General features: G+C 62.7%; 20 protein-coding genes and 1 tRNA gene. 11 read left to right on the top strand and 10 right to left on the bottom strand.

The window, feature by feature from the left end:
• Positions 1-5: 5 nt before the first annotated feature.
• The 3 genes from ASF16_RS02115 to ASF16_RS02105 all read right to left on the bottom strand — a co-directional run bounded on the left by ASF16_RS02115 (position 6) and on the right by ASF16_RS02105 (position 3,931).
• On the bottom strand, positions 6-644 hold the full coding sequence (locus ASF16_RS02115; RefSeq protein WP_235507224.1) for a hypothetical protein: 639 nt from the start codon (positions 642-644) through the stop codon (positions 6-8).
• A gap of 392 nt (positions 645-1,036) precedes the next feature.
• Positions 1,037-1,474 (bottom strand): hypothetical protein, encoded by a 438-nt coding sequence (locus ASF16_RS02110; RefSeq protein WP_082516688.1) that lies wholly within the window; start codon positions 1,472-1,474, stop codon positions 1,037-1,039.
• A 12-nt stretch (positions 1,475-1,486) separates the two neighbouring features.
• Positions 1,487-3,931 carry a UvrD-helicase domain-containing protein gene (locus tag ASF16_RS02105; RefSeq protein WP_056161933.1) on the bottom strand — a complete coding sequence of 815 codons (2,445 nt, stop codon included), beginning with the start codon at positions 3,929-3,931 and terminating at the stop codon, positions 1,487-1,489.
• 65 nt (positions 3,932-3,996) lie between these two features.
• Here ASF16_RS02105 and ASF16_RS02100 point away from each other — a divergent pair, with 65 nt between their 5' ends.
• The 3 genes from ASF16_RS02100 to ASF16_RS02090 all read left to right on the top strand — a co-directional run bounded on the left by ASF16_RS02100 (position 3,997) and on the right by ASF16_RS02090 (position 6,574).
• The gene (locus ASF16_RS02100) at positions 3,997-4,608 is read left to right on the top strand and encodes a hypothetical protein (protein WP_056161931.1); all 612 of its coding nucleotides are present in this window, start codon (positions 3,997-3,999) and stop codon (positions 4,606-4,608) included.
• A gap of 1 nt (position 4,609) precedes the next feature.
• Complete coding sequence (locus tag ASF16_RS02095; protein WP_056161930.1) at positions 4,610-5,323, top strand: hypothetical protein; 714 nt, start codon at positions 4,610-4,612, stop codon at positions 5,321-5,323.
• A 273-nt stretch (positions 5,324-5,596) separates the two neighbouring features.
• Positions 5,597-6,574 carry a GMP reductase gene (locus ASF16_RS02090; RefSeq protein ID WP_056161928.1) on the top strand — a complete coding sequence of 326 codons (978 nt, stop codon included), beginning with the start codon at positions 5,597-5,599 and terminating at the stop codon, positions 6,572-6,574.
• Positions 6,575-6,598: 24 nt separating this feature from the next.
• Here ASF16_RS02090 and ASF16_RS02085 read toward each other — a convergent pair whose 3' ends face one another.
• Complete coding sequence (locus ASF16_RS02085) at positions 6,599-7,480, bottom strand: alpha/beta hydrolase (protein ID WP_056162586.1); 882 nt, start codon at positions 7,478-7,480, stop codon at positions 6,599-6,601.
• Between the two features lie 129 nt (positions 7,481-7,609).
• Here ASF16_RS02085 and ASF16_RS02080 point away from each other — a divergent pair, with 129 nt between their 5' ends.
• On the top strand, positions 7,610-8,527 hold the full coding sequence (locus ASF16_RS02080; RefSeq protein WP_369817098.1) for an NAD(P)-dependent oxidoreductase: 918 nt from the start codon (positions 7,610-7,612) through the stop codon (positions 8,525-8,527).
• A gap of 84 nt (positions 8,528-8,611) precedes the next feature.
• Positions 8,612-8,687 (top strand) — tRNA-Lys (locus ASF16_RS02075).
• A gap of 1,117 nt (positions 8,688-9,804) precedes the next feature.
• On the opposite strand, the gene ASF16_RS25815 is transcribed toward ASF16_RS02075, so the two are convergent.
• On the bottom strand, positions 9,805-10,707 hold the full coding sequence (locus ASF16_RS25815) for a hypothetical protein (protein ID WP_156371845.1): 903 nt from the start codon (positions 10,705-10,707) through the stop codon (positions 9,805-9,807).
• Positions 10,708-10,728: 21 nt separating this feature from the next.
• Positions 10,729-11,514, bottom strand: coding sequence for a hypothetical protein (locus ASF16_RS25810; protein ID WP_156371843.1), 786 nt, complete (start codon positions 11,512-11,514; stop codon positions 10,729-10,731).
• A gap of 457 nt (positions 11,515-11,971) precedes the next feature.
• On the opposite strand from ASF16_RS25810, the gene ASF16_RS25805 reads away from it, so the two are divergent.
• The 3 genes from ASF16_RS25805 to ASF16_RS02060 all read left to right on the top strand — a co-directional run bounded on the left by ASF16_RS25805 (position 11,972) and on the right by ASF16_RS02060 (position 15,140).
• Positions 11,972-12,151: a hypothetical protein gene (locus tag ASF16_RS25805; RefSeq protein ID WP_156371841.1), complete on the top strand. Its 180-nt coding sequence runs from the start codon at positions 11,972-11,974 to the stop codon at positions 12,149-12,151.
• 410 nt (positions 12,152-12,561) lie between these two features.
• Complete coding sequence (gene bcsZ, locus ASF16_RS02070) at positions 12,562-13,746, top strand: cellulose synthase complex periplasmic endoglucanase BcsZ (protein WP_056161926.1); 1,185 nt, start codon at positions 12,562-12,564, stop codon at positions 13,744-13,746.
• 161 nt (positions 13,747-13,907) lie between these two features.
• On the top strand, positions 13,908-15,140 hold the full coding sequence (locus ASF16_RS02060; RefSeq protein ID WP_056161921.1) for a multidrug effflux MFS transporter: 1,233 nt from the start codon (positions 13,908-13,910) through the stop codon (positions 15,138-15,140).
• A 72-nt stretch (positions 15,141-15,212) separates the two neighbouring features.
• On the opposite strand, the gene ASF16_RS02055 is transcribed toward ASF16_RS02060, so the two are convergent.
• The 3 genes from ASF16_RS02055 to orn all read right to left on the bottom strand — a co-directional run bounded on the left by ASF16_RS02055 (position 15,213) and on the right by orn (position 19,680).
• Positions 15,213-16,694 carry a diguanylate cyclase domain-containing protein gene (locus tag ASF16_RS02055; RefSeq protein WP_082516686.1) on the bottom strand — a complete coding sequence of 494 codons (1,482 nt, stop codon included), beginning with the start codon at positions 16,692-16,694 and terminating at the stop codon, positions 15,213-15,215.
• A gap of 164 nt (positions 16,695-16,858) precedes the next feature.
• Positions 16,859-18,739, bottom strand: a complete 1,881-nt coding sequence (locus ASF16_RS02050; RefSeq protein ID WP_056161918.1) for a DEAD/DEAH box helicase — start codon at positions 18,737-18,739, stop codon at positions 16,859-16,861.
• 329 nt (positions 18,740-19,068) lie between these two features.
• Positions 19,069-19,680, bottom strand: coding sequence for an oligoribonuclease (gene orn, locus ASF16_RS02045; RefSeq protein ID WP_056162581.1), 612 nt, complete (start codon positions 19,678-19,680; stop codon positions 19,069-19,071).
• Positions 19,681-19,765: 85 nt separating this feature from the next.
• Here orn and ASF16_RS02040 point away from each other — a divergent pair, with 85 nt between their 5' ends.
• From ASF16_RS02040 to rsgA, 3 genes are read left to right on the top strand one after another with little or no spacing between them, the layout of a single operon-like run.
• A complete protein-coding gene (locus tag ASF16_RS02040) occupies positions 19,766-21,073 on the top strand; it encodes a M48 family metallopeptidase (protein WP_056161916.1) in 1,308 nt (435 codons plus the stop codon).
• A complete protein-coding gene (locus ASF16_RS02035; protein WP_056161914.1) occupies positions 21,070-21,411 on the top strand; it encodes a 4a-hydroxytetrahydrobiopterin dehydratase in 342 nt (113 codons plus the stop codon). Before ASF16_RS02040 ends, ASF16_RS02035 begins: the two co-directional genes overlap by 4 nt.
• 38 nt (positions 21,412-21,449) lie before the next feature.
• Positions 21,450-22,394 (top strand): ribosome small subunit-dependent GTPase A, encoded by a 945-nt coding sequence (gene rsgA, locus ASF16_RS02030; RefSeq protein WP_056161912.1) that lies wholly within the window; start codon positions 21,450-21,452, stop codon positions 22,392-22,394.
• A gap of 189 nt (positions 22,395-22,583) precedes the next feature.
• Here rsgA and ASF16_RS02025 read toward each other — a convergent pair whose 3' ends face one another.
• Positions 22,584-23,570, bottom strand: coding sequence for a CobD/CbiB family protein (locus ASF16_RS02025; RefSeq protein WP_056161907.1), 987 nt, complete (start codon positions 23,568-23,570; stop codon positions 22,584-22,586).
• Positions 23,571-23,662: the final 92 nt, after the last annotated feature.

The following is a 23,662-nucleotide window of genomic DNA, read 5'->3' as shown; positions in this document are numbered from 1 at the left end:
CGCGGTCAGCCCTTGGCGGCGGGCAGTGGCACGTCGATGGCCAGGCCAGGTGCCACGATGTTGTCGCCCTGGTTGCCGTCGTTGAAGACCAGCTTGAGCTGCCGCGCGCTGGTCGCCACGCTGCCCATAAAGACGAGCTGCCCCTCCAGCGTTTGTCCTTCGCGGATGGTGATGTCCCGGTTGCCTTCGGGGCGCTGGATGTGCAGCTTGGCGCCGCTTTCGTCCTGCAGGTAGGTGTCGGCCAGCGCCAGCATCGTCGAGTTGGTGATGCGGTTGGCGAACGAGATGCTCACGTCCAGCACGGTGGCATCGCCACCCACTTCGGCACCTTTGATGCGCACGGTCAGCCCCGCAGGTGCGACCCCCTGTACGGCCAGTGGCAACTTGACGGGTGCGGCCTGCACAGCGGCGACAGCAGGAGCAGCAGTCGGATGGGCCGGCGACACCGGCGTGGCAGCCACTGCAGGCACTGCGGGAGATGCCGGTGATGCCGCCGCTGCCGCCCCTGTCGACGGTGCTGCCGCTGTCTCGTTGGCGCGATCCCCGCAGGCGGCCAGCCAGCTGGCGAGCAGCACGACAGCGGCAGCCCGGCTCACAGGTTGGAAACGAAATTCGGATGCATATAGCGACGGGGGTGATGCCATGGTTGTCCTCCCAGAATGGATCGCAGTGGACGCCAGGGAACAGAGGATGGGCGCCATGCGTTGACCCATTCTTGGAGACCCTGGCCGCGCAGGGGTAAGGAGTTGTAGGCTGCTTTGCAGCGCTGCAGCACGACCGTTGGAATGGCAAAGAAGCTGGGCAATGACGCTGAGCAGGCAGGCCTGGCGCAATAGTGCAGGGCAATCCACCGTTTCACCGAGTTATGAAAACTCAATGAAGAGCCTCACAGTGCGTTACAGCATTGCGAAGCACGAAACACTCCCACGGCTTGTGCAGGCCATGAAGATCACGATGGCGGGACCCACAGCCAAATAGGACCAGGTGCAGCCGCAACGCTCAACACATGCCTTTCAACGGTGGTGCGGCATGGCGCTCACCGGCGCGACAAGCGGGGCTGACAGAGGGCCTGCCAGCCCTGCCGCAGCGACCCCTGGTACAGCCACACCAAGCCGCACATGCCGTACAGCGTCAGTGAGGCGAGAAAGTTCACGTCCCGCATCAGCTCCAGCACGGCCGGGTCCTTCACATACCAGTAGATCGCGTAGCACCCGTCGACGGTGAACCATGTCATGAACACCGCCAGGGGCAGAACGCGCCACTGCCGCTCCATGAGCACGCGCAAGCTCCAGGGAGCGGTGGCATACGCCAGCAGGCCCATGATGAAGCTGATGGGGACGTCCCAGTCTGGCGCGGGCGTCAGCTCAGCTCCCAGCAGCAGCAAACCGATGCCCACGGCCAGGGCGGACAGTTTCCAGGGCCTGCGGTACTCGGCCCACTGCGTGCGCCACGACAGCGTGCTGCTCATCGGCATGGCGGGCTTGCTTCAGTCCACCACCGTGAGCTTGGCCACCGACAGCGCCAGCCACTTGGTGCCGTGGCGCGGAAAGTTGACCTGCGCGCGCGCGTCGTCGCCCGTGCCTTCGATCGCCAGCACCTTGCCTTCGCCGAACTTGGTGTGGAAGACCGCAACACCCGCCCGCAGTCCGTGCGAGGGCGCCGCCTTCTGCACCGGCACCGGGGGGCTGGCAAAGGTCTCGGATTTGAAGCCAAAAGGGCCTCTACCGCTGGACCCATAAGCGCTACCAGCTCCTGAATTAGGAGCATACGTACCAAAGCCCTGTTGCTTGGGCGTGATCCACTTGAGCGCGGCTTCGGGCAGCTCTTCGAAGAAGCGGCTCTTGATGTTGTAGCGCGTCTGCCCATGCAACATGCGGGTCTGCGAATGGCTGAGGTACAGGCGCTTGCGTGCGCGGGTGATGGCCACGTACATCAGGCGGCGCTCTTCTTCGAGGCCATCGCGCTCGTTGGCGGAGTTTTCGTGCGGGAACAGGCCCTCTTCCATGCCGCCGATGAACACGCCGTCGAACTCCAGGCCCTTGCTGGCGTGCACCGTCATCAGTTGCACCGCGTCCTGCCCGGCCTGGGCCTGGTTGTCACCCGCTTCGAGCGCCGCGTGCGTGAGGAATGCGGCCAGTGGTGACAGCGTCTCGCCCGTGTCGGCGTCGACGATGCCGGGCGTGGGCTGCTGCAGCGCCTCGTCCAGCACGGGGGCGTTGGGGTCCAGGCCCTGGCTGACCGCGCTCTGCGTGAGGGGGCTGCCGTGCTCATCCAGCGGCAGGGCCACGGCGTCACGGCCAAAGCCCTCTTGCGTGACAAAGCTCTCGGCCGCGTTGACCAGTTCTTCCAGGTTCTCGATGCGGTCGGCGCCTTCTTTTTCTGCGCGGTAGTGCTCCAGCAGGCCCGACGATTCGAGCATCTGCTCGATGATGCCGCGCAGGTTGAGGCCCTGGGTCTGCTCGCGCAGCACGTCCACCATCGCGACGAACGCGCCCAGGTTGGCCCCCGCCTTGCCCGGCACCGCGCTCACGGCATCGTGCAGTGAGCAGCCGGTGGCGCGGGCTGCGTCCTGCAGCACCTCGATGCTGCGCGCGCCAATGCCGCGCGGCGGAAAGTTGACGACGCGCAAGAAGCTGGTGTCGTCCTGCGGGTTCTCCAATAGGCGCAGGTACGCCAGCGCGTGCTTGATTTCGGCGCGCTCGAAGAAGCGCAGGCCGCCGTACACGCGGTAGGGCACGCTGGCGTTGAACAGCGCCGATTCGATCACCCGGCTTTGGGCATTGCTGCGGTAGAGCACGGCGATCTCCTTGCGCTCGAAGCCATCGCTGCGCACGAGCTGCCGGATCTCGTCGACCATCCACTGCGCCTCCGCCAGGTCGGTGCTGGCCTCGTACACCCGCACCGGCTCGCCAGGGCCCTGCGTGGTGCGCAGGTTCTTGCCCAGGCGCTTGCTGTTGTGGCTGATGAGCGTGTTGGCCGAGTCGAGGATGTTGCTGTAGCTGCGGTAGTTCTGCTCGAGCTTGATCTGCCGCTGCACGTCGAACTCGCGCACGAAGTCGGCCATGTTGCCCACGCGTGCACCGCGGAAGGCATAGATGCTCTGGTCATCGTCGCCCACCGCGATCACGCTGCCGCGCGCCTCGAAGCGCCCGCTGATCTCATTGCCGGCCAGCTGCTTGAGCCAGGCGTACTGCAGCTTGTTGGTGTCCTGAAACTCGTCGACCAGGATGTGCGCGAAGCGGCGCTGGTAGTGCTCGCGGATGGGTTCGTTGTCGCGCAGCAGTTCGTAGCTGCGCAGCATCAGCTCGCCGAAATCGACCACGCCTTCGCGCTGGCATTGCTCTTCGTACAGCTGATAGACCTCGACCTTCTTGCGGCTGTCGCTGTCTTGCGTGGGCACGTCGCCGGGGCGCATGCCCTCTTCCTTGCAGCTGGCGATGAAGTACGACAGCTGCTTGGGCGGAAACCGCTCTTCATCGACGTTGTACTGCTTGCACAGGCGCTTGATGGCCGAGAGCTGGTCTTGCGTGTCAAGGATCTGGAACGACTGCGGCAGCCCCGCAGCCTTGTGGTGCGCGCGCAGCAGGCGGTTGCACAGGCCGTGAAAGGTGCCGATCCACATGCCGCGCACGTTCACCGGCAGCATGGCTGACAGCCGTGCCACCATCTCCTTGGCGGCCTTGTTGGTAAACGTCACGGCCAGAATGCCGCCGGGCGTGGCGTAGCCGTTTTGCAGCAGCCAGGCAATGCGGGTGGTGAGCACCCGCGTCTTGCCGGACCCCGCGCCCGCCAGGATCAGCGCATGGCCTGCCGGCAGCGTGACGGCGGCCAGTTGCTCGTCGTTGAGGTTTTGCAGCAGGGGCGACGTGGGCTGCTGCGCAGCGGACGCAGAAAGGGGCTCGAAGCCAGCTAGCGAATCTTGTGGGGACATCCAGGCATTGTAGGAAAGCCTTCGTCCTATGATGCAGTGACATGCATCCATGGGAGGAACCTGCTGTGAAGGACAACATTCGCCGGCACGTGCTGGCTTGCGCAACAACACTGTCGGTCGTGCTGGCCGGCTGCGGCGGTGGCAACGGAGATACGGCGCAAGAAGGCCCCGGCGCAGGTGTGCCGCCGCTTGTACCCATGCCTGCATTGACGTACTCGCAGGATGCCGCCGTGTGCGCCTGGATGGTTGCGCATGTGCAGCCCTTTGCATGGCCGGTCCAGGCGGTCGGCCCCCGCACATGGGCACCTGTGTCGGTGCAGACGGTGGATACCCCGATGCGCAACGCGCAAGGTCTGGCCCAGTACCGGGTGACCAGCAACCTGTTGGTGCTGCAGAGCCACTACGCACCTCAGATCCAGGCCAAGGGCCTTGCCCAGTCCAGCAGCCAGCTGTGGGCCCAGGAGGCTGCTTGCAAATACGCCATCAGCGTGGATTCTCAAACCCTCACAAACCTGAGCTACGAATTCACAGCCTATATGCCCGACGGCACCGCTGCTCGGGTTGCACAAGAGGACTACACCGCAGGCATCCGGCAGGTGCGCAAGGCCGATCCGTGCCGCCCCGAGGTTGTGATTCCGGGTACGCCGCTCCCCCCCGAATGCCGGACCGGTACCTGACATGCGGTCTGCCGTAGCTGCTGCCACGCTCATCAGCGCCTGCCTGCCGCTGCTTGCTTCTGCGCAAGCCACCTGCTCCAGCGACGGTCAACCCCGGCCTGTCGCCGTGCTCGAACGCTTCATCAGCGCCGATTGCGAGGCCTGCTGGGGCGAGCCGAACACGCCTGCGCCGTCGGCGCAGTCCGCTGCACTGGTCATCGACTGGATCGTGCCGACCGCCGCAGGCGACGATGCCCCACTGTCGGCAGCGGCCACCAACGATGCGCTGGCACGTTTGCAGGCGCTGGGGCGCAGCGTGCCGACGCGATCGGATGTGCACATCGCCACCACCGAAGCCCCCGCGCCCGGCCGGCTGCGCGTGGCCCACGGGTTGCCGTTCAATGACTATCTCGGTGCGGCGATTTCGCTCACCCCACCACGGGGCGGCTCGCAGCGCGGTGCAGCCGAGGGCCCCTGGACGTTCAACCTGCTGATGGTGGAGTCGATCCCTGCAGGCGCCGAAGGCACCGCGGTAGCGCGCAATGTGGTGCGCAATCTGCTGCAGGGCACATGGGACGGGCGCAACCAGCTATCAAAAAAGGAGCGTTCGGGTTGGAAGGAGATTCGCCCCATGCGCATCCCCGAAGGCTCGCAGCCAGAGCGCTTGCGCATGGTGGGCTGGGTGCAGGACGCTCAGGGGCGCATGGTGGCGGCTGCACAGTCCGCCTGCCGCTGACCCCAACGCGGTGGCCGCCCAAAGGGCCGACCCTGCGACCTGAAAGCAGCAAGGCCATACCGGTCATACCCGCATCGTTATAACGTGCACTGAACAGGCGGGTAGAATCAATCACCGGGCCCAAGTTTCTTGACGCCCGGTTTTTTTGTGCCCGCGCAGTGCGGGGTTCGGAGCGGCCACCACGGCCCCGCCCACAAACCAAGCCGGGGCAAGCCAAGCGCCCACCGCAGCAAAAATCGTTTTGCTGCGTCCTTTGATGGAGCTTGGAATCTCATGGAAATCTTCGACTACGACAATGTTCTGCTGCTGCCCCGCAAGTGCCTCGTCGAGAGCCGCTCGGAGTGCAATGCCAGCGTGGAGCTGGGCGGGCGCTCGTTCCGGCTGCCGGTGGTGCCGTCCAACATGAAGACGGTGGTGGACGAAAAGATCTGCACCTGGATGGCGAAAAACGGCTACTTCTACGTGATGCACCGCTTCGACCTGGACAATGTCCAGTTCGTGAAGGACATGCATGCGCAGGGCTGCTACGCCTCCATCTCGCTGGGCGTGAAGCAGCCCGACTACGACACCGTGGACCAGCTGGTGGCCCTGGGCCTGACGCCCGAGTACATCACCATCGACATCGCGCACGGCCACGCCGACAGCGTGAAGAACATGATCGGCTACCTCAAGCAGCACCTGCCCAAGGCTTTCGTGATTGCCGGCAACGTGGCCACGCCCGAGGCCGTGATCGACCTGGAAAACTGGGGCGCCGACGCGACCAAGGTGGGCGTGGGCCCGGGCAAGGTGTGCATCACCAAGCTCAAGACCGGCTTTGGCACGGGCGGCTGGCAGCTGTCGGCCTTGAAGTGGTGCGCGCGCGTGGCCACCAAGCCCATCATTGCCGACGGCGGCATCCGCAGCCATGGCGACATCGCCAAGAGCATCCGCTTTGGCGCCAGCATGGTGATGATCGGCTCGCTGTTCGCCGGCCACGAAGAATCGCCCGGCCAGACCGTCGAGGTCGATGGCGCGCTGTTCAAGGAGTACTACGGCTCTGCCAGCGACTTCAACAAGGGCGAGTACAAGCACGTCGAAGGCAAGCGCATCCTGGAGCCGGTGAAGGGCCAACTGGCCAACACGCTCATCGAGATGGAGCAGGACGTTCAAAGCTCCATCAGCTACGCCGGCGGCAAGAAGCTGATGGACATCCGCAAGGTCAACTACGTGATCCTGGGCGGCGACAACGCGGGCGAGCACCTGCTGATGTAGCCGCCAGGCCGCGGACCGCCGGCCCTACATCCGCAACAGGTTCTGCGCCATGTGGTGCAGGTCCTTGCCCGGCTGGGCCAGCGTGTCGAGGATGCTGAAGTGGTGCAGCCCCGGCAATATCTGGCAGCGGGGCACCGAATGCTCGCCCCAGGACTGCAGCACCAGGCCGTTCTGGCGGCGAAACTCTTCGCTCTCGTCGCCGCCGGCCACGCAGTACAGAATGCCGTGCTCCGGCGCCAGCAGGCGCGAGGGGCTGTCCTGCAGCACGTGCTGATCGGTCAGGTGTAAGGCGTCCTGCAGGAACGGTGTGTGCTTGAGCGGCTCCAGGTCATGCACGCCCGAGATCGACAGCGCACTGCGCACCAGCCCGTCGGGCAGGCCGTTGCCGATCAGCGACCACACGCTGGTCAGCATCATGGCAGCCAGGTGCCCGCCCGCCGAGTGCCCGGCCACCGTGATGCGCCGCGGGTCGCCCCCATGGCCCGTGATGCTGCGCGCCACCCACGCCACCGCCTTTTCCATCTGCCGCACGATGTGCGGGATGGTCACCGGCGCCTCGGGCGTGCCGGGGCACAGTGCGTAGTTCACCACCACCACACAAAAACCCGCCTGCGTGAACGGCGGCGCGATGAAGGAATGATCGGACTTGTCGAGCGCGCGCCAGTACCCCCCATGGATGAACACCAGCACCGGCACACCGCCCGGCGCGGTGCGCGCCGCGGGGAAGATGTCCAGCGTCTCGCGCACTCCGGTGCCGTACGCCACATCCAGCACACAGGGCTGGCTGGCACGCACGTCGGCGGACGTCTTCGCCCAGCGCTGCAGGTAATCCATGTGGTCGGGCACCAGCGCGCGGTTGTTGTACATGCGCTCCAGCCAGGCGGGGTCGTTCAGGGGCAGGCTCATGGATGTGTCTCCTTTTTTGTGCTGCGGAATCATCTGGGCAATCGGGCCGGGCTGCAAGCTCCGTGACAGGGACGCGCACCAAAAAGGACCATGATGTCCAGAGAGACAACATCAGAGAATGATCAGAGGATGGACAGCGCCATGACCACCACCCCGCCACTTCCACAGCTTCCACGGCTTCGCATCGCCGTCCTCGGCATTGGCATGATGGGCCGCCCCATGGCGCGCCGCCTGCGCGAAGCGGGCCACCAGGTCCACGCCTGGAACCGCACCCGCGCCAAGGCCGAGCCCCTGGCCGCGTTCGGCATCACCGTGCATGACACCCCTGCCAGCGCCGTCCAGCATGCCGACATCGTGGTCAGCCTGCTGGAAAATGGCCCCGTGGTCGGGCAGGTGCTTTTCGACACCGGCGCTGCCAGCGCCATGCGCAAAGGCGCGCTCTTCATCGACATGGCGTCCATCCAGCCCCGCGAAGCCCGCGACCACGCCGCCCGCCTGGGCGAGATGGGCCTCACGCACCTGGACGCCCCCGTCTCCGGCGGCACCGTGGGTGCCGAAAACGGCACCCTGGCCATCCTGGTCGGCGGGCGGCCCGAAGACTTCGCCCGCGGCCAACCCGTGTTCGAGGCGCTTGGCCGTGCCACCCACGTCGGCCCACACGGTGCGGGCCAATTGACCAAGCTGGCCAACCAGATGATCGTGGGCATCACCATCGGCGCCGTGGCCGAAGCGCTGCTGTTCGCCGCCAAGGGCGGCGCCGACATGGCCAAGGTGCGCGAAGCCATCAGCGGCGGCTTTGCCGACAGCCGCATCCTGCAGCTGCACGGCCAGCGCATGGTCGAGCGCGATTTCGCCCCCCGCGGCCGCATGGCGGTGCAGCTCAAGGACATGCGCAACGCCCTGGCCACCGCCGGCGAGATCGGCTTCGACGCCCCCATCACCGCACTCTTCGAAAACCTGTACGCCGAAGGCGTGGAACACGGCCTGGGCGAACTGGACCACAGCGGCCTGTTCATCGAGCTGGCCAGCCGCAACGCGCAGCAATAATTTTTGGCACCACTTGCAAAGTGCTGAAAAACTAGTGCATAATTCGAGGCTCTGCAGCAATGCAGACAGATTTACGAAAAGTTTGGGTTCTTAGCTCAGTTGGTAGAGCAGCGGACTCTTAATCCGTAGGTCGAGTGTTCGAGTCACTCAGGACCCACCAAACTTAGGCCGCATGGCCAGAAAAGCCGCAGCTATCAAAATGGTAGCAGCGGCTTTTTTCTTTGGCGCGGATATGTGATGTTTATGTGGCCGTCTCATATCCATCCATTAGTGCTGGCGAGTCGACGAGGGCTCGCGCAGAGGCCAACGGCCCCTGCCGTCCGCCGCCTCACTCTTGCGCGTACGATGGCCGGAGAGCTACAACGGCCTTCTGGATCGCAGCTCGCACCGCAGGCCTGTCAATAAGCTCTCCGCAGTGCATTACTGGCAACGCTTTGGACCTCATAGGATTCGACTCGTCACGCGTCATCGGGATCTTGTCTTGAGCACTCTCACGCTTTACTTGCTCTGAAATCTCCGCTAGGGCATCAAAATCGCCTTTCATACGCTGAACGATGACGGACGCCCAAGCATCACCTTGATCTTTGACATACTCGTTCGTTTGTTGAGCTAGGCAGCTAGCTATTGCATAGCTTTCAATGTCCCGCTGAACAGCCGGCCGCGACGCTCTCGCATCCCCACGTGGGGCACATCCAGTGAGAGCTGATACCGACAAGACGAAAATCAAAAGCATCAAGTGATCTCTCAAAATTTACCTCGTGGTTTAAAGGATCGACATTAGTTCGAAAAAATTATCATGCTCTGGTTATCGGGATCAACCCCATTCCAAAGTGCAATGTATACCTTTGCTTCAGCCCAGTTGACGCTAAAAGCAATAATTTTGAATGGCGTGAGAAGGCCGGTCGCTGACAGCCAAGCTACCGCCATTTCGATCGCTTCAGGAGCAAGCCAACAGACACTCAATGCACGGTGTTCGCTGCCAAGCCGGAACGTACGAAGCCGCGATTGGGGCCAGTGGTGAAAGTGCGCCTGCTTACCCCTGCTCGCGCCATAGATCGCTCTTCATCGCGAAGTGGTACTACGTGTCACGACATCAAAATCCGGCACAACCCATCATGTCGCCCGCCGGCAAGGCAGTGCCAGAGCTCATGAGTGCGGTTATTTGGGGTAGCAAGATGGCTGGATACACCAACACATGTTCGTAAAAAAAGCCACCAATGAGGTGGCTTTCGGGATCTGCGAGTGACTACGCCATATTCAGAGGTCCCATTCAACAATCACTTGGACGACTGGACCTGACCAGACAAGGTATCCAAGCGTCTGCAACACAAATTGAAATACTCCCTTGCCCTGGCAACTGCCTTTGATTTATCGGACTCACTCATCGTTTCTGGTAGTTGTACGTCAGGGATATCCATGTCAAATGAAGATGCATCTGGACGTTGAAACATTACCATTTTCCATGCTGCCGCTGCGATTGGATCATTCAACCCGTAGCGATCTGTACTGGTCACGATATATGCTTGGCTAACGGCCAATCGGTTTCCAGTCATTGCCAACTCAAGCATTTGTTCTGCCGCAGTCTTTACTTCGGCCGGGGTAGGACGCTTTTCAATTGTGCCAGTCGACGATTCGGAGGTTTTCAAATCTGCCAAAAGAATCTTGGACCCTAGATAGGTACGAGCTCCGGGATCACCTGCCTCGGCGGCCTCATTCATCAATGCTTCAATTTTCTCGTACTCATCTTTCTTTGTGTCTTTGCAACGAATTCTTTGCACTTCACGCATAAAGATGAATGACTCAACACTCGGGTTATTTGGCATTTGAGCTGTGAGCTCTGCAATTGGGTTTTGTAAAGCGTCGACAGAATTAATATAATCCTGACAAAAAATTAAAAAATTTGCCCGATCAAATGAAGGATGCCCGCTTCTAGGCAGGGGTATTTTTGCAAATTCAGCAGGATCCATTTTCGAATACGCACCACTCGGCATAGCCGCATAACTCCACGCGGCGTTGTTGACTTCACGCTCAACGGAAGGCGCACGCGCCATGACACCAGCCCGACTCTCACCAGAATTTTTGTGAATTTCAGGCTCTTCTCTGGTGAGTATTAATAGAGTACTGATTAAAACCGCACCAAAAAGAAAGGCGGCAATCGCTTTACGGTATATTGGAGTCATGACGCGCATTGCTGTTGTTATTTAGGTTTTAATGAGTCGGCCAATTTGCTGTATGAGAAAGTAATTGGTATCACCAAAATACAAGGCATCTTTTGCGGCTTCGGAAATTTTGGTTGCACTTTTCGCCATTTCAATTGATAGATGCATGCATCGTGCCGCAATGAGACCAATTCCACCAGAACCGCCCTCATCGCAGTAAAGGGCATGATATTCTCTTTTGGCCTTATCCAACTCCGATTGATGAAAAGCTATATTGCGGAACGTAACTCTCGCCGACTCAGTCGATGCAGTAATCCTCGACGCAGCAGTTTTGAGATCATCCAAATCAGTGGCATTCATCGAATAATTTATATAGTTCTGAGCCTTACGAATCTCTAAATCCATACGCCCAAAGATACTGGGAGCAACCCAATTGCAAGCTGAGGCAACAGAAGTAACCCCAGCCGCCTTAATAATTGCTTTAATATGAGATGAGGCAGACGGATCACTAACTGGCTTCCAGTTGGCTAAAACTGCGGCAGTGCCTGACCCGCAAAGTGTGGTAAAGGCTGCAGTAGTCACATCGCCTTCACTGGCGCCAGTCAGTGCAAGCGCCACGGTATTGATTGCACCGACAGATCCCCAACCCGCAAAAGAACGCCAGTCGAACAATTCGGTAAAGGCTCTTGGAAAAGTCCAGAAGCCACTGATAGAATAATGTGGATCTGGAGTGACGGCGATACTAGGCGTAGGCAGAACCGCTAAAGTTGCAATGGCACTCATTGAAAGCCCCACTGCAATTTTCTTCATTGTCATCTTGATAGGCATTTCGATCCTTTCGGTTGGCTATCACGGCTGGATTGATGCGCTGACGAGCTAGCCGGACACTCGCAGTAGAAAATATTCTATGGAATTTTTTGCACCATGAAATTGCGCAGTAGACCGCCAATAAAGCCGAATACACCAAAAATTTTGCAGCATTTGCAACACATACCAAGTTGAACCATTTTCTCTGCAACAATTTGAATTACTTTGAAATCCATCCAGCTACATGAATTTGCCTCGCAGCAAGAGTTAGTCAGACTTGCGCCAACCATTGGGGCACTACGCATCTTTAATATGCACACACATTAAACTAATCACAATGTACTAGACAAAAATCTAACAAACAAGGGTAAACACTTATAGACACTCAATTTGCGCGATAAGAAATGATCAAGTCTTGTCTTGTTGTGTGCCGAAAAAGCGAAGATGAAATTCTGAGTCAAATTTATTGGAGCCTTGCATGGCCATGAGCACCGCTAGAGCAGTGACTCGTCACCTGAGCTTTGCTATTCGTGCACCATTGAGAATCGAAACGCCATTGGGGAAAATATCTCTCAAAGAAATCATAGGCACCTTGAAAAATAAAGATTTTGTTTATCAACAAGCTGATATACTTCGGGCAAAACGGTCACAGAAATAATTATTAACTCAAAGTACAAGAGAAACTCGATTATTCTTGCGGCTGAGATATTTGATGCGAAAAGTCGATATATCCAGCCGTAACGCCATCCAGCGACCGCCTTCATGCCTCTCCACCCGGAAGTCAACTGTCATATTCACCCAGCACTCATGCAGCAATCGCTGTGCATGAACGGCAAGAAGGTTGCGGTCAATCACGTTCCAACCCGTCAACATTCACGTGTCGTTCGTGATCTACCATTTTTGGTGGACTACCATTGCCTGCTGTCTACAGTCTCCGCACGCGCCGGGCAAAACATTGCCTGCCTGAGTAGCGAATGTCATCCGATCCCTGCCGGGTCCTTGATGCACAAGGCAGCACTTGCACAGCCCCGCCCTACTTTTTGTACACACCACCCAGGAGATCCCGCCATGCCATCACCGCTGCACCGACGCAAAGCCTTGCTCATCGGGGCCAGTGCGTTGACGCCGGCGCTTTGGTCGGCTGCACGCGCGCAGCCTGCCCCCAACGCTGCGCCGGTCCCGTCGCTGCCCAAAGGTGGGCATTGGCCGGACTGGGACACGTTCAAGGCGCAGTTCGTGAGCGGCGAAGGGCGCGTGATTTCTGACGACGGAGAAGGTGGGCGCACTTATTCGGAGGGGCAGTCCTATGGGCTGTTCTTTGCACTGGTGGCCAATGACCGCAAGGGCTTCGATACGCTGCTGCGGTGGACCGAGAACAACCTGTGCGGTGGCGACCTGGGCGCCCGCCTGTCCGCGTGGCTGTGGGGCAAGCGCCCGGACGGGAGCTGGGGCGTGATCGACAGCAATGCGGCGTCGGACGCCGATATCTGGATTGCGTACGTGCTGGGCGAGGCTGCGCGGCTGTGGAAAGAGCCGCGCTACCACGCACTGGGCGCGCGCCTGGCGCAGCGCATCGTGGCCGAAGAAACGGCGGACATCCCCGCGCTGGGCTTGAGCCTGTTGCCCGCGCCGCGCGGCTTTACCGAGGGCGAGGGCCGCTGGAAGCTCAACCCCAGCTACATGCCGCTGCAGGTGATGCAGCGGCTGGCCACGCTGTACCCACAACAGCCCGCGTGGAAGCAACTGGCGCAAAGCTCCGAGAAGATCATCGTGGGGTCGTCCCCCAAGGGCTACACCCCCGACTGGACGCTGTATGACGCGCAACAAGGCTTCCTCGTCGACGAGAAGGGCAAGGAAAAGGGCCAGGGTGGCTACAACGCCATCCGCGTCTACCTGTGGGCGGGCATGCTGGCACCCGGTGCTGCAGGCCGCAAAGCGGTGCTCGCAGCGCTGGCCCCCATGGCGCGGTATGTGCGCGAACAAGGCCACCCGCCGGAGGCTGTTGATGTGCTCACAGGACAAGGCTCCGGCCCCGGCCCGGCCGGGTTCTCTGCGGCCCTGCTGCCGTTCTTGCAAGCGCAAGGGGATGACAGTGCACTGAAGGCGCAGCGCAGTCGGCTGGCTGCCACGCCCATCCGGCCCACGGCCTACTACGAGCAAACACTCTCGCTATTTGGGCAAGGCTGGATGGACGGCTGGTACAGGTTTTCTGCTTCGGGGCAGCTCACGCCCCAAAAGCGCAAAGCTTCGTGAACGTGAACTGTTGCGTGAGGCCTTGCTGCTGCGTCGCGCCCAGGGCGTCGGCCTCCTCGTCGCCGCTCTGACGCCTTAAGATCGTACTCCCCGCACGCGCATCCACACACAGTGCCCACAAGGCATGCATTGCCCGTGACGCCACCCACCCGCCCTGCCCCATGAATCCCAACGCCCAATCGCTCTGGCGCGCCCCGCAATGGGCCCTGGCCGCCCTGCTCGCCGTCCTGGGCATGCTGGGTCCGTTCTCCATCGACACGTACATCCCCGCCTTCACCGGCATCGCGACGGCACTGGGCGCCACGCCGGTGGAAATGCAGCAGACCCTGTCGGCGTACCTCTTCGGCTTTGCGTTCATGAACCTGTTCCACGGCGCGCTGGCGGACAGCTTTGGACGGCGGCCGGTGGTGCTGTGCGGCATTGCGATGTTCACCATCGCTTCGGCGGGTTGCGCGCTGTCGCAGAGCATCGGGCAACTCATCGCCTTCCGGGCGCTGCAGGGCCTGTCCACGGGCGCGGGCATCGTGGTGTCGCGGGCGGTGATCCGCGACATGTTCCCGCCCGCGCGAGCCCAACAGGTGATGAGCCAGGTCACGATCTATTTCGGGGTGGCCCCGGCGATTGCGCCCATCGTGGGCGGCTGGCTGTTCGTGCACACGGGCTGGCACAGCATCTTCTGGTTTCTGACCCTGGTGGGCGTGGTGCTGTGGGTCGCCAACTTCAAGCTGCTGCCCGAAACCCTGCACGCCGACCTGCGCCAGCCCTTCAACGTACCGCACCTGATGCGCGGCTACTGGCAACTGGGCTCGAGCCCGCGCTTTGTGCTGCTGGCGCTGGCCAGCGGCGTGCCGTTCAATGGCATGTTCCTGTACGTGCTGGCGGCTCCGGCGTTCCTGGGCGAGCATCTGGCACTGGCGCCCACGCAGTTCTTTTGGTTCTTTATCCTCACCATCTCGGGGATCATGGGCGGCGCCTGGCTCAGCGGGCGTTTGGCGGGCAAGATCGCGCCCAAGCGGCAGATCCGGCATGGGTTCGTGATCATGTTCACCGTGGCGGTGCTGAATCTTGCCGCCAACCTGCTGTTTCCGGTGCATGTGGCGTGGGCGCTGGCGCCCATCGCCGTTTTTTCTTTTGGCTGGGCGCTGATGGTGCCGGTGGTGACACTGCTGGTGCTCGACCTGTACCCGGAGCGGCGCGGCATGGCGTCGTCGATGCAGGCTTTCGTGGGCTCCACTGCCAATGGACTGGTCGCGGGTGTCATCGTGCCGTTGGTGATGCACTCCACCGTGCTGCTGGCGCTGTCATCGCTGTTGATGATGTGCGTGGGCTTGGTCGCGTGGATGGTGCTGCACCACCGCTGGCCCGAGATCGGCCGCGCGCCGGCGGCCGGATGACGGCCTGCTGCGGCTGGGCATGAGCTCAGCAGCGCGCAAGCCCACAGCAGCAGCGCTGCTTCCCCGCAGGGGTCAGCCAGCACCGTCCCTGCCCAACTGCCGCCGGTCCACACTCTTGTCCTGGTAGTAGCGCAGCTTCTCGGCGTACATGGCTTGGTCCGCACGGTGGATGGTGGCCTCCACCGCGTCGCCCGAGCGGCATGACGCCACCCCCATCGCCAGGCTGAGCGGCTGGCCCGGATAGAACTGATTGTTCAGGTCCACCATCGACAGGATGCGGTCCTGCAATGCAAACGCACTGCGCTCATCCATGCCCGGCAGTAGCACGGTGAATTCATCTCCGCCGATGCGCGCCGCGCAGGCGGGCAGGTCGACCGCTTTCGCCAGCACCTCGCCCACCCGCCGCAGCATGGAGTCGCCCGCTGCGTGGCCTTGCTCATCGTTCACCACCTTCAGGCCATTGAGGTCGATGGCGATGATCGACAGCGGCCACGGCCCCTTGCGGGTGATGCGGTTGAGCTCCTCGGCGTAGAACGCGCGGTTGCGCAGCTGGGTGAGCACATCGTGCTTGCCCAGGTATTCGAGGTATGCCTCGGCCTTCTTGCGGGCGGTGATGTCCACCAGCGACAGCAGCACCAGCCCCCAGTCGGCCAGGTGGTCGGCCAGCACCGAGAACTGCATGTGGATGTGCACGGCGTCGCCCGAGAGCGCGTAGTTGACCACCTCGCGCTGCTGGAAGGTCTTGCCCTCCCACAGGTCGATCAGCTGTTCGGCGAAGGATTCGTGCATCTCTCCGCGAAACACTCGGCCGATGTTGTTGAGCAGCATGTCCTTGCTGCTGGCGCCGAACATGCGCAGGGTTTGCTGGTTCACGTCGATGACACGAATCTCCTGCATGCAGCGCGACACGAACTCGGGGTGCACGGTGATGAAGGTCTTGAAGTCGTCGATGCCCTGGGCCCGCACGCCATCGAGCAGGCTTTTGACGGCGCTGAAATCCTCCACCCACAGCGACACGGGCGAATGCTCGAACAGGTCCCTGGCGTATTGCTCGCTGCGCCGCAACCGGCTGGCGCCGCGCACCTGGGCCGTGATGTCTTCGAGCGACAGCAGCACGCGCGCCCAGCTGTCTTCGTAGCCGGGCAGGATGCGCCCGCGAATCTGCACATCCAGGCGCCGGCCGTCGAGCGCGTAGTTGACGCTCTGGTTCGAAAACTCCTGCTCTCCCGCCCACAGAGCCGCCAGCTCGTGCGTCAACGCGTCGTGCATGTCGTCCCTAAAGACCTTGTCGAGGTTTGCCAACAGGGCGTCCTGGCTGTCGGCAGCAAACAGCTCCAGGGTGCGCCGGTTGACCTGCAGCACCTTGAAGGCAGCGCTGCATTGCCGCACACGGGCGGGATCTTGCGCCAGGTGAGCGCGCAGGTCGGTGACGCCTTCAGCGCGCCAGCTGTCAAAAAGCTGCTTCACGGCGCTGTAGTCCTCGACCCAGAGCGAGACCGGCGCAAGGTCGAACATGTGCTCAAAGTCCGCGACTGAAGATAAAGAAGACGACACAACAGATTCCTCCGAAGCCATTATTGTCGAGCCGCCCTCACCTTCTGCAGGCCTTCAGGCGGGTGCCAAAACAAAAAAGGCCAGCACCTTTCGGTACCAGCCTTTTCCTTGTGCATCCTGCTCGCGGCCTTCATCGGGCAGCGGATCAGAGCAAAGCTTGTCGATCAGCGAGCGGGGCGCGCAGGGCGCTTGCGCGCATCGTGGGCCACGAAAGGCTTGGCACCGCCACCAGCCGGCTTGGCAAAGCCAGGCTTGCTGCGGGGCGCGAAGTCACCACGCGGTGCACCGGCATCGGCACGGGGAGCGAACCCACCGCGGCCAGCGTCGCCAAAGCCAGGCTTGCGGCCAAAGCCTTCGCCATCACGGCGAGGGGCAAAACCGCGGTCATCACGGCCGCCAAAACCGCCGCCATTGTTGTCACCGCGGGGAGCGCCACCACGCGGGGCATCACGACCGGCAAAGCCGCCGCCGAAACCACCACCGAAGCCGCCACGGTCGTTGCCGTTGCCACGTGCCGGGCCGCCGAACTTGCGGTCACGGCTGTCGCGGTCGTAACCACCGCCGGGGCGGCCACGGCCACTGAAATCACCACCAGCGCGGGGAGCCTGTGGCGGGCGCTGCGAAGGCTCCATGCCAGGGATCACTTCGGCCTTGAACTGCTGGCGGCTGTACGACTCAATGTCGTAGATCTTGCGGCGGTCGCGGAACTCGGCAAACGTGATGGCCAGGCCATCGCGGCCCGCACGGCCGGTACGGCCGATGCGGTGGGTGTAGTCTTCGGCCTTCATGGGCAGGCCGAAGTTGAACACGTGGGTGATCGTGGGCACGTCGATGCCGCGTGCAGCCACATCGGTCGCCACCAGAATCTGGACCTGACCGGCGCGCAGCGCCATCAAGCGGCGATTGCGCAGGCCCTGGCTCAGGGCGCCATGCAGCGCGACGGCCGAGAAGCCTTCTTGCTGCAGGTCGTTGGCCAAGCCGTCGCACTCCACCTGGGTGCTGGCGAACACGATGGCCTGGTTGATGCCGGTGTCACGCAGCCAGTGGTCCAGCAGCTTGCGCTTGTGCTGGGCGTTGTCGGCCCAGTACAGCATCTGCTTGATGTTGGCGTGCTTTTCCTGCGGCGAATCGATGGTGACCTTCTGCACACCCGAACCACCGTCGTGCATCACGCGCATGGCGAGCTGCTGGATGCGTGGCGCAAACGTGGCGCTGAACATCATGGTCTGCTTGCGCTGGGCGGTCAGCTGGTTCAGTTCGGCCAGGTCGTCCGAGAAGCCCAGGTCGAGCATGCGGTCGGCTTCGTCGACCACCAGGAACTGCACCTTGTCCAGCTTGATCTGCATCGAGCGCTGCAGGTCCAGCAGGCGGCCAGGGGTGGCCACCACGAGGTCGGCGTTCTGCAGCTTGGCGATCTGCAACTGGTAAGGCATGCCGCCCACCACGTTGGCAACGCGCAGGCCGCGGCAATGCTTGACCAGGTCGATGGCGTCGTGCGCCACTTGCTGCGCCAGTTCACGCGTGGGGCAAAGGATCAGGGCGCCAGGGGTGGCAGCCTTGAAGTTGCGCGAGCTGGTGGGGTCCTTGCGCTTGGCACGCTTGGGAGCGGGTTCACCGCGCTCAGCGGCTTCGGCCACAGAACGCTCGAAAGCGGCGCGTTCTTCGGCTTCGGCAGCGGCTTGCTGGTTGATCAGCGTGTGCAGCACGGGCAGCAGGAAGGCGGCCGTCTTGCCGGAGCCGGTCTGGCTGGAGACCATCAAGTCGATGAACTTGGTGGCATCGTTGCCGCCGCCCATGGCCAGGGGGATGGCCTTGAGCTGCACGCTGGTGGGCTGGGTGTAGCCCAGATCAGCCACGGCCTGAACGAGTTCAGGGGCCAGGCCCAGTTCGACGAAGCCGTTGGGCTCAGCCGTCACGGCCACGTCGGCTTCAGCGGACACAATGTCTGCCACGGCGTCGAGGGGGGAGGACTGCACGGAAATGTCGGCAGCAAAGGAAGTATCTGCAGGCGCGAATTCGCCCTGCACCAAGGAGGTGTCAGTCATGATTTTTCTCTCACGAAGACGGTCGCGGGCGCAGCCCACGATTGGCTTCGTCAAATGGTTAAAAAACATCAACCATCAAACGAAACCTGCGCTGGCTCTGAAGGCCTGAGCGGGTGGGCGTTATTCGCCAGTCCTGCACTATCTTGAGACAGTCGGCTGGCAAGCCCGGTGTGTGAGGGGAGATGCACAAACTGCGAGGGATTCCTGCGCAGCCAGCGATTATCGCATGATTAAGGGTTTCCCCGCAACCCCTTTTTTTTGAGACGCGCAGGGAGATGGCGAAATGCGCCGCCGTGCTCCGCCTCGCAACCTCCAGGCGGGCGCAGCGGTCAGGATGCCTTTACACCCGCGGCATCCACGACGTCTACAGCCAGCAAGTGCTTGCGGTAGTGCGCCAGCTCCTCGATGGATTCGTGCACATCGGCCAGGGCGGTGTGCTTCTGGGCCTTCTTGAAGGTGGTGTAGGCCTCGGGCTTCCAGCGCTTGGCCAGCTCCTTGAGCGTGCTCACATCCACGTTGCGGTAGTGAAAGAACCGCTCCAGCTTGGGCATGTAGCGCACCAGAAAGCGGCGGTCCTGTCCGATGCTGTTGCCGCACATCGGGGCCACGCCCTTGGGCACGTATTTCGCCAGGAAGGCGAGGATCTGCTGCTCGGCGTCCTCTTCGGTCACTGTGGAGGCCTTCACCTTGTCGATGAGGCCGCTGCGGCCATGGGTGCCTTTGTTCCACGCGTCCATTCCATTGAGCAGTTCGTCGGACTGGTGGATGGCGAACACGGGCCCTTCGATGCGAGGCTCCAAGTGGGGGCCTGTCACGACAACGGCGATCTCGATCAGGCGGTCGGTGTCAGGCTCCAGGCCAGTCATTTCGCAATCGAGCCAGACGAGGTTCTGGTCGGACTTGGCAAGCACGGGTGTCGGGGTAGGTTGGGCTTCGGACATGGCGGGCATTGTCGCCGATGCCCCCGACGGCGACAGGTGCAGCATGCGGCCCTTCAGAGCGTCCCCCGGTAAACTCTCGGCCCACATGCCCATCTCCGACGACCTCTCCCCCTCCCTGCTGCTGACCCTGGCGTTTGCCGCCGCGCTGTCATTGGGGCTTGCGCTCAAACTCTGGCTGGCATCCCGGCAGATCCGGCACGTCGCGCGCCACCGGGACACCGTGCCCGCCCCTTTTGCAGAACGCATACCGCTGGCCGCACACCAGAAGGCCGCCGACTACACGGTGACCAAGGCCCGCCTGGGGCTGCTGGAGATGTCGCTCGGCGCCGCCGTGCTGCTGGGCTGGACGTTGCTGGGAGGCCTGGACGCGCTGAACCAGGCGCTGCTGGCACAGCTGGGCGGCGGCATGGGGCAGCAGTTGGCGTTGCTGGTGGCTTTTGCCGCCATTGGCGGGCTGATCGACCTGCCGCTCTCTCTGTACCAGACCTTCGTGGTGGAAGAGCGCTTCGGCTTCAACAAGATGACCTGGCGCCTGTGGTTGGGTGACGCGGCCAAAGGCCTGCTGGTGGGCGCCGTCATCGGCCTGCCGATCGCAGCGATGATCCTCTGGCTGATGGGCGCAGCAGGCCCGCTGTGGTGGCTGTGGGCCTGGTGCTTCTGGATGGGGTTCAACCTGCTGCTCATGGTGGTCTACCCCACCTTCATCGCCCCGCTGTTCAACAAGTTTCAACCACTGGAAGACGAATCGCTCAAGGCCCGCGTGACGGCGCTGATGCAGCGCTGCGGCTTCTCGGCCAAGGGCCTGTTCGTGATGGATGGCAGCCGCCGCAGCGCGCATGCCAATGCGTACTTCACCGGCTTTGGCGCCGCCAAGCGCGTGGTGTTCTACGATACGCTTCTGCGCCAGCTGGCCCCGGGCGAGGTAGAGGCCGTGCTGGCCCATGAGCTGGGCCACTTCAAGCACCGCCACATCGTCCAGCGCATCGTCACGATGTTCGCCCTGAGCCTGGCCGGGTTCGCGCTGCTGGGCTGGCTGTCCACCCAGGTGTGGTTCTACACGGGCCTGGGCGTGCGGCCCAACATCTCGCTGGACCCCGCCATGGCGGCTGCGCCCAACGACGCCCTGGCCCTGCTGCTGTTCCTTCTGGTGGTGCCGGTGTTCACGTTCTTCATCTCGCCGTTGTTCTCGCAGCAGTCGCGCCGCCACGAGTTCCAGGCCGACGCCTATGCCGTGTCCCAGGCCAGCGGCGCCGACCTGTCGTCGGCCCTGCTCAAGCTGTACGAAGACAATGCTTCCACACTCACACCCGACCCGGTGTACGTGAAGTTCTACTACTCGCACCCGCCCGCCACCGAACGGCTGGCGCGGATGCAACCTACGGCCCAACCATGACAACAACCTCCATGCTCAAGAAAAAAGACTGGTCCACCCAGACCCGCCGCGCCCTGACCGCGACCGAAGTGGTCGCCAACCTGGCCAAGGTCGAGGGCTGGAAGCTGACCGGCGACGGCGCCGACGTGGCCATCGAGAAGACCTTTCACTTCGCCAATTACTACGAGACCATCTCGTTCGTGAATGCACTGGCCTTCGTTGCCAACGCGCAGGACCACCACCCCGACCTGTCGGTGCACTACAACCGCTGTGTGGTGCGCCTGAACACCCACGACGTGCACGGCATCTCGTCCACCGACTTCGAGTGCGCGACCCAGTTCGATGCACTCGTGGCCTGACCACAGCCGCCGCCGCATGACCCGTCACCCACACCACCATGGCTGAGCGCAGCGCCCTCATGGAAGGCACGGTGGTCGCCAGCCACGGGCGCCACTGCATGGTCGAGACCCCCGACGGCGAGCGGCGCATCTGCCACCCCCGGGGCAAGAAAAGCCAGTCCGTGGTGGGCGACCGTGTGCTGTGGCAAGCGCCGCCGCCCGGCCAGGGCGACGAGGGCACCATCGAGAAGGTGCAGCCGCGGCGCAACCTGTTCTACCGGCAGGACGAGATCCGCACCAAGTCGTTTGCCGCCAACCTGGACCAAGTCCTCATCCTCATCGCGGCAGAGCCTGTGTTTTCAGAGAGCCAATTGGCGCGCGCGCTGATTGCCGCCGAGGCCGAAGGCATCAAGCCCCTCATCGCCCTGAACAAGAGCGACCTGGTGGAGCCCTTCGCCCGTGCCTGGGAGCGTCTGGTGCCCTACCGCCACATGGGTGCGGGCAAGCACTATGGCGTGCTGCCGCTGTCGCTGACCCTGTCGAGCGACGTGGACCGCGCGCTGCTGATGGAGCACCTGAAGGGCAAGACCACGCTGGTGCTGGGCCCCTCGGGCTCGGGCAAGAGCACGCTGATCAATTTGCTGGTGCCGGGCGCCACGGTGCTGACGGGCGAGATTTCGCAGGCTCTGAACTCCGGCAAGCACACCACCACCAGCACGCACTGGTACTGGATGGACAAGGAGCGCACCACCGCGCTGATTGACTCGCCAGGCTTTCAGGAATTCGGCCTGCACCACATCGCCCCCATGCAACTGGCCGCGTGCATGCCGGACATCGCCGAGCACGCGACGGACTGCAAGTTCTACAACTGCACCCACCTGCACGAGCCGGGCTGTGGCGTGCTGGAAGCGGTCAAAGCAGGCCCTACCGCAGGCGGGATCAGCCCGACCCGCTACAAAATATATAGCGATCTGTTCGAAGAGTTGAGCCACACCCGGTATTGAGGCGGTATTGACGCGGTACTAACAGGTATTGGTGCCTGCACGGCGCCAGAGACAGAGCTACAGACGCATCGACGCGCACCGCCCTTCGCACAGGCACGCCCCACACCAGCGCACCCGTGGAACTGGCTTCGCCAGGCCACCAGGTGCGTCCCCCTCGGGGGAAGCCGCGAAGCGGCTCAGGGGGGCTTACTAGCCCAGCAGGCGCGCCAGCGTGAGCAGCGCCAGCAGCAGCATCCACACCACCACGGACCGCCACACCAGGCCCACCACGCTGCGCAGATGTCCCACCTCGGGCTCGCGGCCGGGTGTGGAGTCGCTGTCGCCCAGGTCGGCGTCGATCTCCAGGCCCTGGGGGGCATGCAGGTCAGTGCGCGCCTTCAGCGCCTCGCCACCCAGGCGCACATTGATCGCGCCGGCGGTGGCGGCCAGCACCACGCCATCGTTGTCATTGGGAAAGCGCTGCGCATGAAAACGCCAGCCTTCGATGGCCTCTTCGAAGCTGCCCACCACAGCGAAGCTCAGCGCCGTCATGCGGGCCGGCAGCCAGTCGACCACCGTCCAGGCCTGCGCCGATGCCTGCTGCAACGAGGCACTGGCCGGCTGGGTGCCGGTGCGCTGCTTGTAGTGCCAGTAGCGCGACACGAACTCGGCCAGGCGGTACAGCACGGCGCCGGTAGGCCCCAGGCCCAGCGCGGCCAGCACGGAGAACCACGCCAGCACGCCGAACACATGGCGGTGCGCCGCCAGCACCGAATACTCGATCACATGGCGCACGATCTCGCTGCGCGGCAGCACCCCGACGTCCACCTGCTGCCAGTGCGCCAGCCGCTCGCGGGCGGCGTCTTCGTTGCCCTCTTCGAGCGCATCGCGTATGCCCGTGAAATGGTGGCTGAACTGCCGAAACCCGAGCGTGACGTACAAAACCGCCACGCTCCACAGTACGGCAAACGGCCAGCCCAGGCCCCACAGCAGCAACCAGTGGATCGCCAGCGTAATAAGTGCCGGCACCAGCACTGCCAGGCTCCAGGCCACCCAGCCGTGGTGCGGCTTGCCCGCGTCGAAATTGCGGCTTACGGACAGCGCCCATGCACGCAGGCCGGCATGGATGGGGTTGCTGCGTGCCAGCGGGCGTGCCTGCTCGATCAGCAAAGCGAACAGGATGGCGAAGAAACTCATGGGGAGCAATGATAGCGGCGCTGACCGCACAGAGAACAGGTGAAGCGACGGGCAGCGAGCAATCCCCAAGCCACGGCAACGGGCTGATCACG

Source organism: Acidovorax sp. Leaf78 (genome assembly GCF_001422735.1).
GTDB lineage: Bacteria > Pseudomonadota > Gammaproteobacteria > Burkholderiales > Burkholderiaceae_C > Acidovorax.
This window is presented reverse-complemented; position numbering and strand designations above follow the sequence as displayed.

Coding starts and splice junctions, on each gene's coding strand:
- ASF16_RS02115 (WP_235507224.1), bottom strand. CDS start 644: ATGGCATCACCCCCGTCGCTATATGCATCCGAATTTCGTTTCCAACCT.
- ASF16_RS02110 (WP_082516688.1), bottom strand. CDS start 1,474: ATGCCGATGAGCAGCACGCTGTCGTGGCGCACGCAGTGGGCCGAGTAC.
- ASF16_RS02105 (WP_056161933.1), bottom strand. CDS start 3,931: ATGTCCCCACAAGATTCGCTAGCTGGCTTCGAGCCCCTTTCTGCGTCC.
- ASF16_RS02095 (WP_056161930.1), top strand. CDS start 4,610: ATGCGGTCTGCCGTAGCTGCTGCCACGCTCATCAGCGCCTGCCTGCCG.
- ASF16_RS02090 (WP_056161928.1), top strand. CDS start 5,597: ATGGAAATCTTCGACTACGACAATGTTCTGCTGCTGCCCCGCAAGTGC.
- ASF16_RS02085 (WP_056162586.1), bottom strand. CDS start 7,480: ATGAGCCTGCCCCTGAACGACCCCGCCTGGCTGGAGCGCATGTACAAC.
- ASF16_RS02080 (WP_369817098.1), top strand. CDS start 7,610: ATGGACAGCGCCATGACCACCACCCCGCCACTTCCACAGCTTCCACGG.
- ASF16_RS25815 (WP_156371845.1), bottom strand. CDS start 10,707: ATGACTCCAATATACCGTAAAGCGATTGCCGCCTTTCTTTTTGGTGCG.
- ASF16_RS25810 (WP_156371843.1), bottom strand. CDS start 11,514: ATGCCTATCAAGATGACAATGAAGAAAATTGCAGTGGGGCTTTCAATG.
- ASF16_RS25805 (WP_156371841.1), top strand. CDS start 11,972: ATGGCCATGAGCACCGCTAGAGCAGTGACTCGTCACCTGAGCTTTGCT.
- bcsZ (WP_056161926.1), top strand. CDS start 12,562: ATGCCATCACCGCTGCACCGACGCAAAGCCTTGCTCATCGGGGCCAGT.
- ASF16_RS02060 (WP_056161921.1), top strand. CDS start 13,908: ATGAATCCCAACGCCCAATCGCTCTGGCGCGCCCCGCAATGGGCCCTG.
- ASF16_RS02050 (WP_056161918.1), bottom strand. CDS start 18,739: ATGACTGACACCTCCTTGGTGCAGGGCGAATTCGCGCCTGCAGATACT.
- orn (WP_056162581.1), bottom strand. CDS start 19,680: ATGTCCGAAGCCCAACCTACCCCGACACCCGTGCTTGCCAAGTCCGAC.
- ASF16_RS02040 (WP_056161916.1), top strand. CDS start 19,766: ATGCCCATCTCCGACGACCTCTCCCCCTCCCTGCTGCTGACCCTGGCG.
- ASF16_RS02035 (WP_056161914.1), top strand. CDS start 21,070: ATGACAACAACCTCCATGCTCAAGAAAAAAGACTGGTCCACCCAGACC.
- rsgA (WP_056161912.1), top strand. CDS start 21,450: ATGGCTGAGCGCAGCGCCCTCATGGAAGGCACGGTGGTCGCCAGCCAC.
- ASF16_RS02025 (WP_056161907.1), bottom strand. CDS start 23,570: ATGAGTTTCTTCGCCATCCTGTTCGCTTTGCTGATCGAGCAGGCACGC.